14 protein-coding genes and 1 pseudogene are annotated in these 16,732 nt (G+C 64.2%); 11 read left to right on the top strand and 4 right to left on the bottom strand.

What is annotated here, in order from left to right; translation table 11 throughout:
* Positions 1-94 precede the first annotated feature (94 nt).
* From VG320_RS08515 to VG320_RS08560, 10 genes are all read left to right on the top strand, one after another.
* On the top strand, positions 95-943 hold the full coding sequence (locus tag VG320_RS08515; protein WP_327199680.1) for a polysaccharide deacetylase: 849 nt from the start codon (positions 95-97) through the stop codon (positions 941-943).
* A complete protein-coding gene (locus tag VG320_RS08520) occupies positions 940-2,013 on the top strand; it encodes a C45 family peptidase (RefSeq protein WP_327199681.1) in 1,074 nt (357 codons plus the stop codon). Before VG320_RS08515 ends, VG320_RS08520 begins: the two co-directional genes overlap by 4 nt.
* 29 nt (positions 2,014-2,042) lie before the next feature.
* Entirely contained in the window at positions 2,043-2,462 is a 420-nt protein-coding gene (locus tag VG320_RS08525; RefSeq protein ID WP_327199682.1) for a VOC family protein, read from the top strand.
* A complete protein-coding gene (locus VG320_RS08530) occupies positions 2,459-3,259 on the top strand; it encodes an SDR family NAD(P)-dependent oxidoreductase (protein WP_327199683.1) in 801 nt (266 codons plus the stop codon). Before VG320_RS08525 ends, VG320_RS08530 begins: the two co-directional genes overlap by 4 nt.
* A gap of 26 nt (positions 3,260-3,285) precedes the next feature.
* Complete coding sequence (locus VG320_RS08535) at positions 3,286-4,317, top strand: Rieske 2Fe-2S domain-containing protein (RefSeq protein ID WP_327199684.1); 1,032 nt, start codon at positions 3,286-3,288, stop codon at positions 4,315-4,317.
* Positions 4,314-5,276 (top strand): PDR/VanB family oxidoreductase, encoded by a 963-nt coding sequence (locus VG320_RS08540; RefSeq protein ID WP_327199685.1) that lies wholly within the window; start codon positions 4,314-4,316, stop codon positions 5,274-5,276. The genes VG320_RS08535 and VG320_RS08540 overlap by 4 nt, the downstream gene beginning before the upstream one ends.
* 13 nt (positions 5,277-5,289) lie before the next feature.
* On the top strand, positions 5,290-6,072 hold the full coding sequence (locus tag VG320_RS08545; RefSeq protein ID WP_327199686.1) for a gamma-glutamyl-gamma-aminobutyrate hydrolase family protein: 783 nt from the start codon (positions 5,290-5,292) through the stop codon (positions 6,070-6,072).
* An 88-nt stretch (positions 6,073-6,160) separates the two neighbouring features.
* The gene (locus VG320_RS08550; protein WP_327199687.1) at positions 6,161-7,660 is read left to right on the top strand and encodes an aldehyde dehydrogenase; all 1,500 of its coding nucleotides are present in this window, start codon (positions 6,161-6,163) and stop codon (positions 7,658-7,660) included.
* Positions 7,661-7,699: 39 nt separating this feature from the next.
* On the top strand, positions 7,700-8,836 hold the full coding sequence (locus VG320_RS08555; RefSeq protein WP_327199688.1) for a porin: 1,137 nt from the start codon (positions 7,700-7,702) through the stop codon (positions 8,834-8,836).
* Between the two features lie 274 nt (positions 8,837-9,110).
* Positions 9,111-9,959 carry a hypothetical protein gene (locus tag VG320_RS08560; protein WP_327199689.1) on the top strand — a complete coding sequence of 283 codons (849 nt, stop codon included), beginning with the start codon at positions 9,111-9,113 and terminating at the stop codon, positions 9,957-9,959.
* Between the two features lie 39 nt (positions 9,960-9,998).
* Here VG320_RS08560 and VG320_RS08565 read toward each other — a convergent pair whose 3' ends face one another.
* Positions 9,999-10,745, bottom strand: a complete 747-nt coding sequence (locus tag VG320_RS08565) for an SDR family NAD(P)-dependent oxidoreductase (protein ID WP_327199690.1) — start codon at positions 10,743-10,745, stop codon at positions 9,999-10,001.
* 193 nt (positions 10,746-10,938) lie between these two features.
* On the opposite strand from VG320_RS08565, the gene VG320_RS08570 reads away from it, so the two are divergent.
* Positions 10,939-11,826: a LysR family transcriptional regulator gene (locus tag VG320_RS08570; protein ID WP_327199691.1), complete on the top strand. Its 888-nt coding sequence runs from the start codon at positions 10,939-10,941 to the stop codon at positions 11,824-11,826.
* Between the two features lie 22 nt (positions 11,827-11,848).
* Here VG320_RS08570 and VG320_RS08575 read toward each other — a convergent pair whose 3' ends face one another.
* The 3 genes and pseudogenes from VG320_RS08575 to VG320_RS08585 form a co-directional block, all read right to left on the bottom strand.
* Positions 11,849-12,208: a copper-binding protein gene (locus VG320_RS08575; protein WP_327199692.1), complete on the bottom strand. Its 360-nt coding sequence runs from the start codon at positions 12,206-12,208 to the stop codon at positions 11,849-11,851.
* Positions 12,205-15,447: an efflux RND transporter permease subunit gene (locus tag VG320_RS08580; RefSeq protein ID WP_327199693.1), complete on the bottom strand. Its 3,243-nt coding sequence runs from the start codon at positions 15,445-15,447 to the stop codon at positions 12,205-12,207. Before VG320_RS08580 ends, VG320_RS08575 begins: the two co-directional genes overlap by 4 nt.
* 14 nt (positions 15,448-15,461) lie before the next feature.
* A pseudogene (locus VG320_RS08585) lies at positions 15,462-16,715 on the bottom strand (efflux RND transporter periplasmic adaptor subunit); the annotation flags it as partial.
* Positions 16,716-16,732: the final 17 nt, after the last annotated feature.

Here is a 16,732-nt window from a genome sequence, read left to right on the forward strand (position 1 = left end):
TCCGGTCCCGGCTTTAACTGTGATGTCCGCGCGCTACGGCGCACGGCGCGGGGACCGCTTGCGCCTTCACTTTCGTAACCTGCGAGTTTTGACGATGACGACTCATCCGATCGCCACGCCCAAGTGGACCCAGTGGCCCGACACGAAATCGACAGCCGTGTCGCTGACCTTCGATGTCGATGCGGAAGCCGGCTATCTCGGCGAAAGCCCGAGCTACGCGCGCCGCCTGACCAGCCTTTCGGAAGGGCGCTTTGGCGTTGTGCGCGGCGTGCCGCGCATCCTCGAGTTGCTGCGCCGCCACCATATCGCCGCGACATTCTTTGTGCCTGGCCACACGGCCGAGCGGCATCCGGGTCTGGTCGCGCAACTGCTGGACGAAGGCCACGAAGTGGGCCACCACGGCCATATGCATCTGCGCAGCGACAAGTCCACGCCGCAACAACAGGCCGAAGAGATGTACGCCGGACTCGAAGCGCTCGCGAAGGCTGGTGCGCCGAAGCCTGCGGGCTACCGCTCCTCGTCGTGGGAGCTGACGCCGGAAACCTTCGAACTCCTGATCGAAGCGGGGTTTCGCTATGACTCCAGCTGCATGGGCGATGACCGCCCGTATCGCGAGAGCTGGGAAGGTCGTTCGATTCTGGAGCTGCCGGTGCACTGGTCGCTCGACGATTATCCGATGTTCGGCTGGAGCATCGATAACGGCGGCAACTTCAGCTCGCCGCGCACGCTCGTGGATACCTGGCTGGCCGAATACGAATCGGCGCGCCGCGACGGCCGTCATACGACTTTCACGATGCACCCGGAAGTGATCGGGCGCGGCGCGCGCTTCGATCAACTGGAGCGCTTTGTCGAGCGTCTGGTCGCCGACGGCGATGTCTGGTTTGCACGCCTGGACAAAGTCGCCGAATGGGTCGAGCCGCGTCTGGCGAAGGATGCGGCATGACGACCGTGTTCCGCTCCACGCAGACCGAGCCGCTCGCGCGCGGCCGCGAATTCGGCGCGGCGCATGCCGCGAAGGTACGCACGGGCATTGCACGCTATCGCGCGCTGTTCGAACGCGCCGCGCAGCGCCCCTTCGATATGGCCGAACTCGGCGCGGCGGCGCTCGCGCAGATTCGCGCCTTTGCGCCGCCGCTTTACGATGAAATCGTCGGCATCGCTCAGGGCGCAGAGGTCGATGCGCGCCTTGTTGGCGCGATCAACGCACGCACGGAAATCCTCGCTTATGTGGGCGCGAAACTGCGCGGCGAGTGCTCGACGGTCGTGCAGGTCGACGCCCACAGCGCGCGTCCCGTCGCCGTGCAGACCTGGGACTGGTACGCCGAATTCGCGGATCAATGGCTTACCTGGGAGATCCCGCACGCGAGCGGCCACATGACGACCACGGTGACCGAGTACGGCATCGTCGGCAAGGCGGGCGTGAATGGGCGCGGGCTGGGCGTGCATTTCAACATCCTGCATCACGAACGCGATGGCGCGACCATCGGCCTGCCGGTGCACGTGGCGTCGCGCTGGATGCTCGACACCTGCGGCGCGCTGGACGATGCCTTGCGGCTGCTGGCTTCAGCGCCGGTTTCGGCATCGTCGTCGCTTACGGTGATCGCCAGCGCCGACGACAGCAGTGCCGCTGTATCGGTCGAGCTTTATCCGCAAGGCCCCGGATTCGTATTTCCCGATGCCAACGGCCTGCTGGTCCACACGAACCATTTTCTCGCGCCCGCTGCCCAGGCCGGCGATACCGAGCCACGCCAGTACCCGGACACGCTCCTGCGCCACGATCTGCTCACGCGGCGTCTGAGCCAGCGCGCGCGCCTGAGTTCGTTGCAAGTGATTGGGGCGATGAACAACCACTTTGGCGCGACCACGGCGGTGTGCTGCCACCCGGACGCGAACGCTCCCGCAAGCGGCCAGTACGCGACGCTCGCGACGATTGTGCTGGACGTGGCGGCGGGGCGTCTCGACGCGTTGCCCGGTGGCCCGTGCGGTCATGCCCGTTTGCCCGCCGCTGCCTGATTTTTATTACCTTGATAAGGAGTGCAAATATGCTGAAACTCAAACGCCTCGACAACATGGACATTCTGACGCCCAACGTCCAGCGTCTGGTCGACTTCTATCACGGCACGCTTGGGCTGGGCTTTTTCCTGCCTTATGAGCCGGAGGAGCATTGGGCGGCGATCGAACTCGGCAACGTCACGCTCTATATTTTTCGTACGGAAGACGCCACGCCGATCGAGCGCCGTACGGCGGTCAACCTCAAGGACAAGCCGGGTTTCGATTCCTTCGCATTCGAAGTCGAGAATCTGGACGACGCGATGCGCGTGCTCGACGGCAAGGTCCAATGGGTCACGGACGAGCCGATTGAATGGCAGCATCCGAACGGCACGCACTATCGGTATCGCCCGATGTTCGATCCGGACGGCAACATGCTTTACGTGACCGAGCCGCACAAGGTGAACGCATGAGCACGGCCGCACGCACAGCGCCCGAAACGGTGCTCGCGCTCGACGCGCAGGCGGCCAGTCTCACCGGCCGCGTGGCCTTCGTGACGGGCGCTGGCCGAGGCGCAGGTCGCGCGCACGCCCGTTTGCTTGCGCGCCGCGGTGCAGCGGTGGCCGTGGTCGATATCGATGCCGACGTCGCGCAGCAAACGGCGGCGGAGATCGAAGGCGAGGGCGGCCGCGCCATCGCCATCGCCGCGGATATCACGCACCGCGAGCTTGCCGAGCGCGCGATCCACGAGTGCGCCGACCGTCTGGGCGCGCTCGATATCGTCGTGCACAACGCGGGGCGCATGTATTCGCTCACCGGCCTTGAAGCCACCGACGACGTCGACTTCAACGCGCTGCTCGAAATCAACGTACACGCGCCACTCTGTCTCACGCGCGCCGCGTTGCCGTATCTGCGCCGCAGCCGTGCGCCGCGCGTCATCTTCATCAATTCGCAGTGGGGCCAGGTGCCCGACGGCCACTCATACGCCTATATGGTCGCGAAAGCGGCGCAACTGGGCCTGATGAAAACCATGGCGAAGGAGTTCGCGGGCGTTGGCATTCTCGTGAATGCCGTCACGCCCGGCGCGATTCTCACGCGCATGGTGCCCGAGGAATGCATCGCGGGCGAGCAGGCCGCGATTCCGCTCGGGCGCCTTGCGCATCCCGAAGAGATCGCCAGCACGGTGGCCTTCCTCGCCTCCGACGAGGCCGCCTTTATCACCGGCCAGTCGATTGCAGTCAATGGCGGCGCGCTCGTCGTCGGCGCCTGATTTATCCCTTGTTTCAAGAGGTTTTCATGTCCACGCAACCCACTCTACGCATTCAGGCCGAACGCGCGCTGCGCCGGCAATGGTTCCCGGTCGCGCGCTCGGCCGATCTGGCGACGCCACAGAGCGCCACGCTGCTCGGTCAGCGCCTCGTGGTCTGGCGCACGGCATCGGGTCAGGCCGTCGTACAGGACGCGCGCTGCCCGCATCGCGGCGCGGATTTCGCGCTCGGCAAGGTGCACGGCGAGAGCATCGCGTGCCCGTATCACGGCTGGCAGTTCGCGGCGGACGGCGGCAAGTGCTCGCATGTTCCGTCGCTCGAAGATCAATGCAAGATTCCGCCCAACGCGGCGATTCATACCTATCCCGTGATCGAGCGCTTCGCTCATGTGTGGACCGTGCTCGATACGCCCGCGACCGAACTCTACGATCCCGAGCATTGGCGCGAACTCGAACTCGACTGGCTCGCTGCCACGCCGCTCGAATCGCCCACGGGTGTGGCGGTCGCCATCGAAAACTTCCGCGACGTGGCGCATTTTCCGTTCGTCCATGAAGTGTCGATGGGGCCGTCGAAGCATGTGGTCGAGCCACTCAAGGTGCGCCGCGAAGGACTCGACGTGTGGATGGAGCGCACCCTCGACGCGGGCGAAGGCGACTGGGCCAACGACGGCGACTGCCTGATGCAATACCACTGCGGCGCGCCGGGCTTCGCGTCGATCACGTACCACTACGAGCGGCTGGGCAAGCGTATTGTGGCGGGCTTCCCGTCGCCGGTAGCCTATGACGAGGTGCGCATTTTCTGGGGCGTGGCCAACGAGCGCGGTTATCGCGGCGCGGGTCTCGAAGAGTGCCTGCGCATCGAGGAAATGGTCTACCTGGAAGACATGCCGATTGCCGCGACGATCCAGCCACGCGAGATCGACTGGGATGGTCAGGTCGTCGAGCACTCGGTGCCCGCTGATCTTTTCACGCTCAATTATCGGCGTGCGTTCCGCGAGTTCATCGAGCGCGCGAAACCGCTCGCGCCCGTGTTTCCCGTCGAAGTGAAGGCGGCGGTATGAACGCGCGCGCCGCCGCATTCGAGGCGCGCATCGTGGCGATGCGCCTCGAAGCCGACAACGTGATGTCGCTCGAACTGCGCGCACAAGGCGATGCCGCGCTGCCCGCGTGGCAGCCGGGCGCCCATGTCGATCTCGTGCTGCCTTCCGGGTTGGTGCGCCAGTATTCGTTGTGCGGCGATCCGCAGGACAGGCGCAGCCTGCGCATTGCGGTGCTGCGCGAGGAGGCGGGGCGCGGCGGCTCGCGCGAGGTGCACGATGCGCTGCGTGTGGGGCAGAGCGTCACGCTGCGCGGGCCGCGCAATGCGTTCGAACTGGCGCCCGCCGACGATTTTCTGTTCGTCGCCGGTGGCATCGGCATCACGCCGCTCATGCCAATGCTGCGCGCGGCGCAGCGCGCCAATGCGCGCTGGCGTCTGCTTTATGGCGGGCGCACGCGCGCGTCGATGGCCTTCGTCGACGAATTGCTGGCGTTGGGTGGCGAACGCGTGTCGATTCAGCCCGCCGACGAAGCCGGTCTGCTCGATCTCGATGCGATTGTGGCTGCCGCACAGGCCGGAGCACAGGTGTATAGCTGCGGGCCGGGCGCGCTGCTCGATGCGTTGGGTGCGCGCTTCGATGCGCAGGGCCTCGCGACGCAACTGCATATCGAGCGCTTTGCCGCCGCGCCGGTTGTTCCCGCGCAGCAGGCGCAAGGAGCGTTGCGCGTGATCCTCGCGCGCAGCGGCACGCAGGTGGACGTCGCGCCCGACTGCTCCGTGATGCACGCGCTGCGCGCGGCGGGGCATGAGGTGCCTTCGTCGTGCGAGCAGGGCGTGTGCGGGATGTGCGAGACACGCGTGCTGGACGGCGTACCGGACCACCGCGATCAGTTGTTGACCGAGAGCGAGCGACAGTGCGGCAACGTGATGATGCTCTGCGTCTCCCGCGCGCGCACACCGACGTTGACGCTGGATCTCTGACAGGTAATCAGGAATGCAAACAGAAATAGTCGTGGGCGTCATTGCCGATCGAACCCGGATCGGCCAGCACTGGGCGCATGCGACGCACGACAAGTACGTCGCGCCGGTGATCGACGGGATGGGCGCGTTGGCGGTGCTGCTGCCTGCATGCGGTGGCCGGCAAAGCGTGGAGGCCGTTTTGCGCTGCGTCGATGGCCTGCTGTTCACGGGCAGTTATTCGAACATCGAGCCGCATCACTATGGCGAAGGGCCCAGCGCGGCCGGCACGCTGCACGACCCGCAGCGTGACGCGACGGCGTTGCCGTTGTTGCGTGCGGCGATCGAGCGTGGCGTTCCGGTCCTTGCGATCTGCCGTGGCTTTCAGGAGCTCAACGTGGTTTATGGCGGCACGCTGCATCAGGCGGTGCATGCGGTGGACGGTTACGCCGATCATCGTGAGAACCGCGAAGCGCCCCTCGACGTGCAATACGGCCCAGCCCACGCGTTGTTCATCGAGCCAGGCGGTGTGCTGGCCGTTTGCGCAGGCGGCGCGCTGGAAACACGCGTGAATTCATTGCACGGACAGGGCATTGCGCGGCTCGGCAAGGGCTTGCGCGTGGAAGCGCGCGCGCACGACGGACTGATCGAAGCAGTGAGCGTCGCCGATGCCCAGGCGTTTGCGCTAGGCGTGCAGTGGCATCCCGAATGGCAGTACGAGAAGCAGCCCTTGTCGCAAGGGATTTTCGCGGCGTTCGGCGCGGCGTGTCGCGAGGCGCGAGCCGTCAAAGACGCAGCCCAGGCGTGCTGCCCTGAATAAGCGGAGAAAACGCGATGGAATGGCGCGTGCTACTGCGCATGACGATCGAGACATCGATCGCCCGCAAAACAAACCGATGGACCCTCCCATGGAAACGACATTGAAAGCGAGCCTGCACGACTGGCTCGCGCGACGCGAGACGCTCACGATCGAAACGCGCCTTTTTATCGACGGCGCGTATTGCGAGGCCGCAAGCGGCGAGACCTTCGATTGCGTCAGCCCGATCGATGGCCGCAGCCTCGCGCGTATCGCTCATGCCGGTGCAACTGACGTCGATGCGGCGGTGGTGGCGGCGCGGCGTGCATTCGACGCGGGCGTCTGGGCCGGTCTCAACCCGCGCCAGCGCAAGGCGATCCTGCTGCGCTTCGCAGCGGCGCTGCGCGCGCATCAGGACGAACTCGCGCTGCTCGAAACCCTGGACGCGGGCAAACCGATCGCCGATACCACCACGGTTGATATTCCCGGCGCGGCTTACTGCCTCGAATGGTTCGCGGAAGCCATCGACAAAACGGGCGGCGAAGTCGCGCCAGTTGACCATCATCTGGTGGGGCTCGTCACGCGTGAGCCAATCGGTGTGGTGGCGGCGATCGTGCCGTGGAATTTCCCGCTGCTGATGGCCGCATGGAAGTTTGCGCCCGCGCTCGCGGCGGGCAATAGCGTTGTGCTCAAACCTTCGGAGAAGTCGCCGCTCACGGCGATTCGCATCGCGCAGCTTGCGCACGAAGCGGGTATTCCGGCAGGCGTGTTCAACGTCGTACCGGGCGACGGCACGGCGGGCAAGCAGCTTGCGTTGCACGGCGATGTCGATTGTGTGGCCTTCACCGGATCGACGGCGGTGGGCAAGCAGATCATGCAGTACGCCGCGCAATCGAATCTCAAGCGCGTGTGGCTGGAACTTGGCGGCAAATCGCCGAATATCGTGCTGTCCGACTGCCCCGACCTCGACCGCGCGGCGCGCACGGCTGCCGCGGCGATCTTCTACAACATGGGCGAAATGTGCACGGCGGGCTCGCGCCTGCTCGTGCACAGCGCGATTCATGAACGCTTCGTGGAGAAATTGCTCGATGCCGCGCGCGACTGGCAGCCCGGCAATCCGCTCGATCCGGCAACGAGCATGGGCGCTATCGTCGATCGTGCGCAGATGGAACGCGTGCTCGCGTTGATCGCCGCAGGCCGAGCTGAATCCACGCTGCTGGCGGGCGGCGCGCGCGTGCGCGAACAGACTGGCGGCTTCTACATCGAGCCAACCGTATTCGCTACCACGTCTGACGCACGCATCGCCCGCGAGGAAATTTTCGGTCCCGTGCTCAGCGTCATATCGTTCGATACGATCGATGAAGCGATCAGGATTGCGAATGATAGCGACTATGGACTTGCCGCCGCGGTCTGGACAGCCGATCTGACCACAGCACACGAAGTCTCGCGACGCTTGCGTGCGGGCACCGTCTGGGTCAATTGCTATGACGAAGGCGGCGACATGAATTTCCCGTTCGGCGGCTATCGTCAATCTGGGAATGGGCGGGACAAATCGCTGCACGCGCTGGAGAAATACACGGAACTTAAATCGACGCTGCTGCGGCTGCGTTGATGTGCGATTGCCAAACATTTACACGAGGAGAGGCAACACATGAAGGCGAAGGTCTCGGTGCTGGCGGGATTGCTGTGCGTGTCGCTGGGCGCGCACGCACAGAGTAGCGTAACGTTGTTTGGCGTGCTGGACGAAGGCTTGAACTACACGAGCAACGCGGGCGGACACAGCGCGTGGCAGACCTCGAGCGTCGATCTCGCGACGAGCCGCTGGGGCCTCAAGGGCAGCGAGGATCTGGGCGGTGGTCTGCACGCGATCTTCGATCTGGAAAGTGGCTTCACGATGGACGACGGCAAGCTCTATTATGGCGGCCGCCTGTTCGGCTATCAGTCATATGCGGGCTTGCAGTCGGACCGCTTTGGCACGCTCACCTTCGGACGCCAGTTCGATTCCATCACCGACGTGATTGGCGCGATGACGGCCAATGGCAACTGGGGCGGCTTCCTGTTCTCGCATCCGCTCGATAATGACAACACCGATGGCACCTTCCACGCGAGCAACGCTGTCAAGTTCACGTCGGCGAGCTATGGTGGTTTGAGTGCAACCGCGCTTTATGGCTTCGGCAACCAGGCGGGCAATTTCGCCAGCAATCGCGTGTTCAGCGCTGGGCTGAACTACGCCGTCGGCACGCTGACGCTGGGCGCCGTGTATGAAGATCTGTCCTCGCCGGGTACGACCACGGCGGGCAGCGTCGCGGCAGACGACGCGAACTTCGTCGCTGCGAACCAGAAGACCTATGGTCTGGCCGCGAGCTACGGGATCGGCGCGGCGGTGCTGGGTCTTGTCTACACGCATGTGGCGATCGAGCAACCGGCTTCGTCGCTTTATGTCGGGGATTTTGGCGCGGATGTATCGAAGCTCAATTTCGATAATATCGAGGTCAATGCGCGTTACAACCTACGCGACGATGTGATGCTGGGCGCGATGTATACCTACACGCGCGCGCATCTGGGCCGTAGTAGCGGCGAGGCGTCGCGGCATTGGAATCAGCTTGGTTTGATGGCGCAGTATCTGTTGTCAAAGCGCACGTCGGTTTATGCGCAGGCGGTTTATCAAAAGCTGAGTGGCGGCGATGGCAGTACGCCGTTCGATACAGCCTATGTTCCGGGCTCGGCGGCCGCGTCGTCGAATGGGCATCAGTTTGTCGGGCGGGTGGGGATTTCGCATTCGTTCTAGAGTTCCGATGGTGTAGCGCTACACCCAGCATTAACGAAAAAATAAAAAAGCTGGGTGAGATCTATTCGGGCATCTTTATTATCGAATTGGTAGGCGTTTCGTAAAAAATTGAAAATAGTCTAGAAAGAATTTTGAGGGAATTGGAGCATATTGGCGAGCGGTGATCCCATATAAATCAGATCAATCTGATTTGTGGACGGTGCTGGGCGTGCTAGTTTCTGTTGGTCATTCTCCAGACGCTGACACGTTCCTCACCGTTCGATAGTTGCCGCATATGAAAAAAACCAGACTTCGCTATTCGTTGATCGCATTCTCTTGCCTTTTTATCGCTGCTTGTGGTGGTGGCGGCTCGGGCGGTTCGGGGAATTCGACCTCTTCAAGTTCTACCAATAACTCAAATTCGACCAATAACAATACGGGAGCTCAAGGGCCGGCAGTCGCCGATAACGTCTTTATGTCGTACACGTTGCCAGCGTCTGCGTCGGCACCCAACGACAATGATGCGGTTGTCACTGTGAGCAAAGACGGAGTCGTCAGGGCCTATGGTAGTGGCGCAGACCAGGCGCTCACGATTGCTGCGGGAACGCCGCCGCTGACAGGTAACAGCAAGACCGCTACTGGAGGCGGTTGGCTGGCGTATGGAAGCGCATTCGAGCCAGCTTCGTTGGCCCTGAGCGCGAACAGCGATGGAACCTCATACACTCTTACTGCGAAGGGAGCGGATACGCAGGCCTCGAATGCCACGCTGACGCCAGTTTCCATTGTTATCACGCCCACGGTAGCGGCGCTTGCCGGTCAATATGGGCTGCCAGGGGCACTCTACGGAATTAGCATTGCGGGCACGTCGCTAACCGGTACGTTCTCGCTCTATTGTGCACTCAGCGGAACGTTGAGTCCGAACAACAAGACCATTGACGTAACTAACGTAACGTTTCAAACGTCTCTCTCGGTTTATAACCCCAACAAAATCGGCTGTCCCTATGCGGGAAAAACGTTCAACGGCACTGCGTATCTGCTTGGTCCGAGTGCCGCGTATCCGAAAGGGACGTTCCAGATCATTCTTGATGACAGCGCATACGGAACGCCTACGACGGTACTCATATCGAACTTTCCGCGGCAGTGATTTCGCAGGTTAGCGTTTATCCTTTGCGCCAGCGCCCCCCTAGAGCCGCGATCCCCCGTCCACGCGCAGCGTGTCGCCGGTCACCCAGCGCGCGGCATCGGAAGCGAGAAACGTAACCGCATCGGCGATATCCTCGGGCTGGGCGATGCGCTTGAACGCCTGCATGCCCAATGTGGTGGTGCGTCCGGCGTCGGTCTTCGTGAAACTCGACATGTCGGTGTCCACCACGCCCGGCGCGACCGCGTTCACGCGGATACCGCGCGCGCCAAGCGCCGCGGCGAAATGTGTCACAAGCGTATCCGCCGCGCCCTTGCTGGCCGCGTATGCGGAGATCGCGCCCACGGCGCTGCGTGCGGCAAGCGAGGAGAGCAGGACGATGCTGCTGCCCTCGCACATCGCTGGCAAAAGCTGCTGGACCAGGAAATAAGGCGCGCGCACGTTCACGGCGAAGAGCTCGTCGAAATCGGCAATGCTCGTGTCTTCGATCGGCGCCGACTTCGAAATGCCGGCGTTCGCCACCAGAATATCGAGCCGGCCGCCGATGATGGCGCGTACGTCTCGCGCCAGTCGATGCGGGCCTTCAGCGTCGCGCAGGTTAGCGCCCACCTTTTGCGCCTTGCCGCCGGCAGCGCGGATTTCGGCGACAACTGCGTCGGCGGCGGCTTCGGCGCTGCCGTAGTGCACGAGCACCTGGGCGCCGGCGCGGGCGAGCGCAAGCGCAATCGCGCGGCCGATGCCACGGGAAGCGCCGGTAACGAGCGCGGTCTTGCCGGTAAGCTGGGTCATGATCAATCTCCTGACGATGAGTGAAGCCATACCCGCAAGCGATGGCCCTTGGGCGTGGTTGGCGGGTGGTGCTGGGCTGGCGTGCACCGAATGTGCTGCCATGTGAGGTACTCTAGAGCGCGCTGGCGCGCCGGAAAAAGACCTTCCAGGCTGGTCGGCATACCTGCGAGGCATGGCCCAACGGGAGACGTCGATGGAATTGCGGCATTTGCGGTATTTCGTGGCCGTGGCGGAAACCGGCAGCCTGACCGTGGCGGCGCAGCAGCGGCTGTTCACGTCGCAGCCGTCGTTGAGCCGCCAGATCCGCGATCTGGAGGATCAGGTGGGTGTCGATCTGTTCTGCCGCAGCGCGCGCGGCGTGGAGCTGACGGCAGCGGGCAGGGCGTTTCTCGACCATGCGCGGCTTGCGCTCGCGCAGGTGGACGCCGCCGCCGAGGCCGCGCGGCGCGCTGCCGGGCCGGAACGCAAGGTGTTCGCGCTGGGCTTTCTGACCGGGCAGGAAATGACCTGGCTGCCGCGCGCGATGGGCGTGTTGCGCGACGAGCTACCCAATATCGACGTGACGGTGTCGAGCTACTACTCGCCCGACGTCGCCGATGCGCTCGCGCGCGGCAAGCTCGATCTGGGCTTTCTGCGCGCCGAGCCAGGGTTCGACCTCGAATACCGGGTGGTCAACCGCGAGCGGCTCCTCGTGCTGATGCCAAGCGACCACCGGCTCACCGCAAAGACGGCGATTCGCCCGCAGGACATGGCGGGCGAGCCGTTCGTCATGGCCTCGAACAAGGCGCGCGTGCTGCACGAGGTGATCGTGGGCTATCTGCAAGCGCACGATGTGGAGGTGAGCACCGAGCATGGCGTGGACAACCTCGCCATGGCGATGTCGCTGGTGGCGTCCACGCGTGGCCTCGCGCTCATGCCGGAGTATGCGAACAACCTGCTGCCGTGGTCCGTCGTGAGCCGGCCGCTGGAGGGCGAGGCGCCGACCGTCGATCTTGTGGTCGGATACAACCGCGCCAACACCTCGCCAACCTTGCAGTTGTTTCTCTCCCGGCTCGACGAACTGACGCTGCCTGCCGGTTGAGGCCCTTCAGTGCTTCATTGCTTTACGAAGGGGCCTTCATCATCTTCACGATCGTCGGCGCGCCATTCACGTTCTCTACGCGCACCATGACCTTTTCGCCCGCATGCGCGTTATGGACCATCGCCGCATCCTTTGCCTTGTAGGCCATCGTCATCGCGGGCATGCCGATGTTGGCGAGCGCGCCGTGCCTGAGCGTGACCATGCCCGCCGCGCCGTCGACGTTGACGACCTCCGCGCTGCTCATGCCCGCTTGCGCGGCCGGTTTCGATGGCGAGGGTTTCATCGGCATGTTCATGCCCGACATGTCGTCGCCCGCGACGGCATAAGCGGTGTACACGCCGGTCGAGCACGACAGCGCTGCAAGAATAAGGAAGCGTTTCATTGAGTTTCTCCAGGGGTGATTGAGGTGGTGATTGAGGTGGTGACTGAGGTGGTGACTGCTGGCACGTCCGTGCCGGTTGGGACTGCATGGGATGGGCGCGCCTGGTCGAGCCTGCGCGCGCGGCGGCGCTGCAGCAGATACCAGGCGGCGGGGATGACAAACATGGACAGCAGCGGCGCGGTCACCATGCCGCCGACCATCGGCGCGGCGATGCGCTGCATGACTTCCGATCCGGAGCCGTGGCCGATCATGATGGGGATGAGGCCCGCCAGCACGACCGCAACGGTCATCGCCTTGGGCCGCACGCGCAGCACGGCGCCCTCGCGGATCGCTTCGACGAGTGTGGTCTCGTCCAGCGGCGCGCCGGCCTGGAGACGGCGATTGAGCGCGCCCTTGAGGTACAGCAGCATGACCACGCCGAATTCCGCCGCCACGCCCGCGAGGGCGATAAAGCCCACCGAAGTCGCGACCGACACCGCGTGACCGAGCGCCCAGATCAGCCAGAATCCGCCTACCAGTGCGAACGGCACCGTCGACATCAGCAGGGCCGCGTCGGCCGCCGAATTGAAGGTCAGCAGGAGCAGCACGAAGATCACCACGAGCGTGACGGGGACCACCATGCGCAGCTTCGCGGCCGCGCGTTCGAGGTATTCGAACTGCCCCGACCACGCAATCGAATAGCCGGGCGGCAGCGCCACCTTTTGCGCGACCGCGCGCTGCATCGCCTTGACGGCCGACTGCAGATCCACGTTGCGGATATCGACGTACACGTAGCCAGATAGCCGCGCGTTCTCGCTACGGATCATCGGTGGCCCATCGTCGATCCGGATGCTGGCGACGTCGCCCAGCACGATCTGCGCGCCTCGGTCCGTCACGACCGGCAAGCTGCGAATGTTCTCCACGGAATCGCGAATCTCGTGCGGATAGCGCACGTTGACAGGAAAGCGCTCGCGCCCGGCAATGACTTCGCCCACATCGTCGCCGCCCACCGCCGACGAAACGACCGACTGGATATCCGCGACGGACAGCCCATAGCGCGCCGCCGCGAGGCGGTCGATGTCCACGTCGATGTAGTGCCCGCCGTTCAACCGTTCGGCCAGCGCCGAGGTGACACCGGGTACGTTTTTGACCGCAGCCTCCACCTGCGTCGCGATGCGGTCGATGCCCTCGAGATCCGGGCCTGAGATCTTCACGCCCACCGGCGTCTTGATGCCCGTGGACAGCATGTCCAGGCGGTTGCGGATTGGCGGCACCCAGACGTTCGACAGGCCGGGGATCCTGACGCGCGCATCCAGCTCGTCGATCAGCTTCTGCGGCGTCATACCGGGACGCCATTGATCGCGTGGCTTAAACTGGATCGTGGTCTCGAACATTTCGAGCGGCGCGGGGTCGGTGGCGCTGTCCGCGCGCCCCGACTTGCCGAATACCGTGGCCACTTCCGGCACGGTCTTGATCAGCCGGTCCGTCTGTTGCAGTAGCTCGGACGCCTTCGCGGCGGATATGCCGGGCAGCGCGGTCGGCATGTACAGCAGGTCGCCCTCGTCGATCGCCGGCATGAATTCCTCGCCAAGCTGCATCAGCGGAATTGCCGTGAGCGCCAGCGCGACACCCGCAAGGCCAATCACGAACCACGGCCGCTGTAGCGTCGCTTCGAGCAGCGGACGGTACGCGCGCACGAGCACCCGGTTGATCGGATTGGACGCCTCGTGCGGAATGCGCCCGCGGATCAGATAACCCATCAGCACCGGCACCAGCGTCACCGATAGCCCCGCGGCAGCGGCAATCGTGTAGGTCTTGGTAAACGCCAGCGGTGCGAACAGCTTGCCTTCCTGTCCTTCGAGCGAAAACACCGGGATAAACGACAGCGTGATGATCAGCAGCGAAAAAAACAGTGCCGGGCCGACTTCCGCTGCGGACTGTGCGATCAGCTCCCAGCGCTGCGCGGTGGCGATCGGCTTGCCGGGATGGGCATGCTCGAACGCTTCCAGGTGCTTGTGGGCGTTCTCGATCATCACGATGGCCGCATCGATCATCGCGCCGATAGCGATGGCAATCCCGCCGAGCGACATCAGGTTCGCATTCACGCCCTGGTAGCGCATCACGATGAAGGCCGCCAGCACACCTAGCGGTAGCGAGAGGATCGCAACGAAGGCGCTGCGCAGATGAAACAGAAACACCGCGCAGACAAGGCCGACGACGATGAACTCCTCGATCAGCTTGTCCTTGAGATTGCCGACGGCGCGCCCGATCAGTTGCGAGCGGTCATAGGTCGTGACGATTTCGACACCCGGCGGCAGCGAGCGCTTCAGGTCCGCGAGCTTCGCTTTCACCGCGTCAATCGTCGTGAGCGCGTTCTTGCCGGAGCGCATCACGATCACGCCACCGGCGACTTCGCCCTGGCCGTTCAGCTCCGCAATACCGCGACGCATCTGCGGGCCGATCTGGATGCGCGCGACGTCGCCGAGCAGGACCGGCGTGCCCGACGCGTTCGTGCGCAGCACGATGTGGCGGAAGTCGTCGAGCGTTTTCAGGTAGCCGGACGAGCGCACCATGTATTCCGACTCGGCCAGTTCGATCACCGAGCCGCCCGACTCCTGGTTCGCATTCCTGATGGCCTGCGAAACGGCATCCGGCGTGATGCCGAACGCACGCAGCCGGTCCGGATCGAGCACGACCTGGTATTGCCGCACCATGCCGCCGATGCTCGCGACTTCGGACACATTGGGCACGGCCTTCAACTCGAACTTCAGGAACCAGTCGTTGAGCGCGCGCAATTGCCCGAGATCGTGTTGCCCCGTTTTGTCGACGAGTGCGTATTCGTAGACCCAGCCTACGCCGGTGGCATCGGGACCGAGCGACACGGTCGCGCCTGGCGGCAGGCGGCTTTGCACCTGGTTCAGATATTCGAGCACGCGCGAGCGCGCCCAGTATTGATCCGTTTTGTCGTCGAAGAGCACGTAGACGAATGAATCGCCAAACGACGAGTACGCACGGATCGTGGTGGCGCCCGGCACGCCGAGCAGCGTCGTCGTGAGCGGATAGGTGACCTGATCCTCGACCACCTGCGGTGCCTTGCCCGGATACGAGGCTTTGACGATTACCTGGGTATCCGAAAGATCCGGCAAGGCGTCGAGCGGCGTCTGCGTGAGCGAATAGACGCCCCATGCCGTGAGCAGCGCGGTGGCAAGCAGCACCAGAAAGCGGTTGTGGATCGACCATCGGATGAGGCGTGCAATCATGGCTGGTCTCCGGTGCCGCGGCTGCCCTCAAGACGGGGGAGCACCGATTTCAGGCTGGCTTCCGAATCGAGCAGGAACTGGCCGGACGCGACAACCTGCTGGCCTTCCGACAAACCTGAGGCGATCACCGTATCGCTGCCGGTGTTGCCCGTTTCGCGGCCAATGCGCACTTCAACTGGCTGCATCCGTCCGTCGTCATTGCGCACGATGACGAGCGAGCGCTTGCCCGTGGTGATGACGGCTTCCGATGGCACGACCAGTTGCTGCGAAGGCGTCGAGGCGCTTACTCGCACGCGCATCAACATGCCAGGCGTGAGCCGGCCCTGCGCGTTATCGATTTCCAGGCGCGCCTGGAGCGTGCGGCTGTCCGTACTGATGCCGGGCAGGATTTCGCGGATGCGGCCGCTGAAATGCTGCGCGGCGTCCGCAGCGACGGTGGCATCGACGTTCATGCCGGGGCGAGCCTGCAAGGCCAGCGATTCGGGGATCTCGACGATCAGCCAGAGTTTTGCCAGGCCCGTGATCTTCGCGATCGTCTGGCCCGGCGTCACCATCGCGCCCTCGCGCACGTTCAGCTCGCTGATCACGCCGGATTCGGCGGCGGTGAGGGTGAGGTGGGTCTGCACCTGGCCGGTGCGATCGAGGGCGGCGACGAACGCGTCCGGAATCGACAGCGCTTTCATGCGGGCGCGCGCCGCCGCCAGCAGCGAAGCGTCCATGCCGGAGCGCCGCAGCGCCAGATATTCTTCCTGCGGCGCGAGCCAGTCAGGCACGTAGAGCGACACGAGCGGCGCGCCTTTCGCAATGCGCTGCAGCGGGGCACTGGCGTACAGGCGGTCGATATAACCGGTCACGCGCGACTGCACGACATCGGCGCTCGATTCGTCGAATTGCGTCGTGCCGATCGCGTCGAAGCCGTCGGGCGCGTTCACCCGCCGCACGCTCGCATAACGGATGCCGAGATTCTGCTGGAGCGCCGTGTCGACCTTGATGCCGTCCGAGCCGCCGTCCTCGGCGTAGACGGGCTGGAGCTGCATGTCCATGAAGGGCGACTTGCCGGGCTTGTCGAAGTGCTGGTTCGGCACCATCGGGTCGTGCCAGTACAGCACCTTGCGGGTGGGTTGGGTGTCGTGGGTCGTGTCGCTGTGATCGGCGATGGCCGGTTGCGCGGATGCAGCGTGGCGGGTTCCGGCCACATAGCCGGCGCCGGCCAGCGCGGCTGCCGCTGCGAGCGCTGCCACGGCGCGAACGATGGGTTTCAGGTGCATGGTTTTTCTCATGGCTT

Origin of the sequence: Paraburkholderia sp., from assembly GCF_035948235.1 — a bacterium.
In the GTDB taxonomy this organism is placed as follows: domain Bacteria; phylum Pseudomonadota; class Gammaproteobacteria; order Burkholderiales; family Burkholderiaceae; genus Paraburkholderia.

Coding starts and splice junctions, on each gene's coding strand:
- VG320_RS08515 (WP_327199680.1), top strand. CDS start 95: ATGACGACTCATCCGATCGCCACGCCCAAGTGGACCCAGTGGCCCGAC.
- VG320_RS08520 (WP_327199681.1), top strand. CDS start 940: ATGACGACCGTGTTCCGCTCCACGCAGACCGAGCCGCTCGCGCGCGGC.
- VG320_RS08525 (WP_327199682.1), top strand. CDS start 2,043: ATGCTGAAACTCAAACGCCTCGACAACATGGACATTCTGACGCCCAAC.
- VG320_RS08530 (WP_327199683.1), top strand. CDS start 2,459: ATGAGCACGGCCGCACGCACAGCGCCCGAAACGGTGCTCGCGCTCGAC.
- VG320_RS08535 (WP_327199684.1), top strand. CDS start 3,286: ATGTCCACGCAACCCACTCTACGCATTCAGGCCGAACGCGCGCTGCGC.
- VG320_RS08540 (WP_327199685.1), top strand. CDS start 4,314: ATGAACGCGCGCGCCGCCGCATTCGAGGCGCGCATCGTGGCGATGCGC.
- VG320_RS08545 (WP_327199686.1), top strand. CDS start 5,290: ATGCAAACAGAAATAGTCGTGGGCGTCATTGCCGATCGAACCCGGATC.
- VG320_RS08550 (WP_327199687.1), top strand. CDS start 6,161: ATGGAAACGACATTGAAAGCGAGCCTGCACGACTGGCTCGCGCGACGC.
- VG320_RS08555 (WP_327199688.1), top strand. CDS start 7,700: ATGAAGGCGAAGGTCTCGGTGCTGGCGGGATTGCTGTGCGTGTCGCTG.
- VG320_RS08560 (WP_327199689.1), top strand. CDS start 9,111: ATGAAAAAAACCAGACTTCGCTATTCGTTGATCGCATTCTCTTGCCTT.
- VG320_RS08565 (WP_327199690.1), bottom strand. CDS start 10,745: ATGACCCAGCTTACCGGCAAGACCGCGCTCGTTACCGGCGCTTCCCGT.
- VG320_RS08570 (WP_327199691.1), top strand. CDS start 10,939: ATGGAATTGCGGCATTTGCGGTATTTCGTGGCCGTGGCGGAAACCGGC.
- VG320_RS08575 (WP_327199692.1), bottom strand. CDS start 12,208: ATGAAACGCTTCCTTATTCTTGCAGCGCTGTCGTGCTCGACCGGCGTG.
- VG320_RS08580 (WP_327199693.1), bottom strand. CDS start 15,447: ATGATTGCACGCCTCATCCGATGGTCGATCCACAACCGCTTTCTGGTG.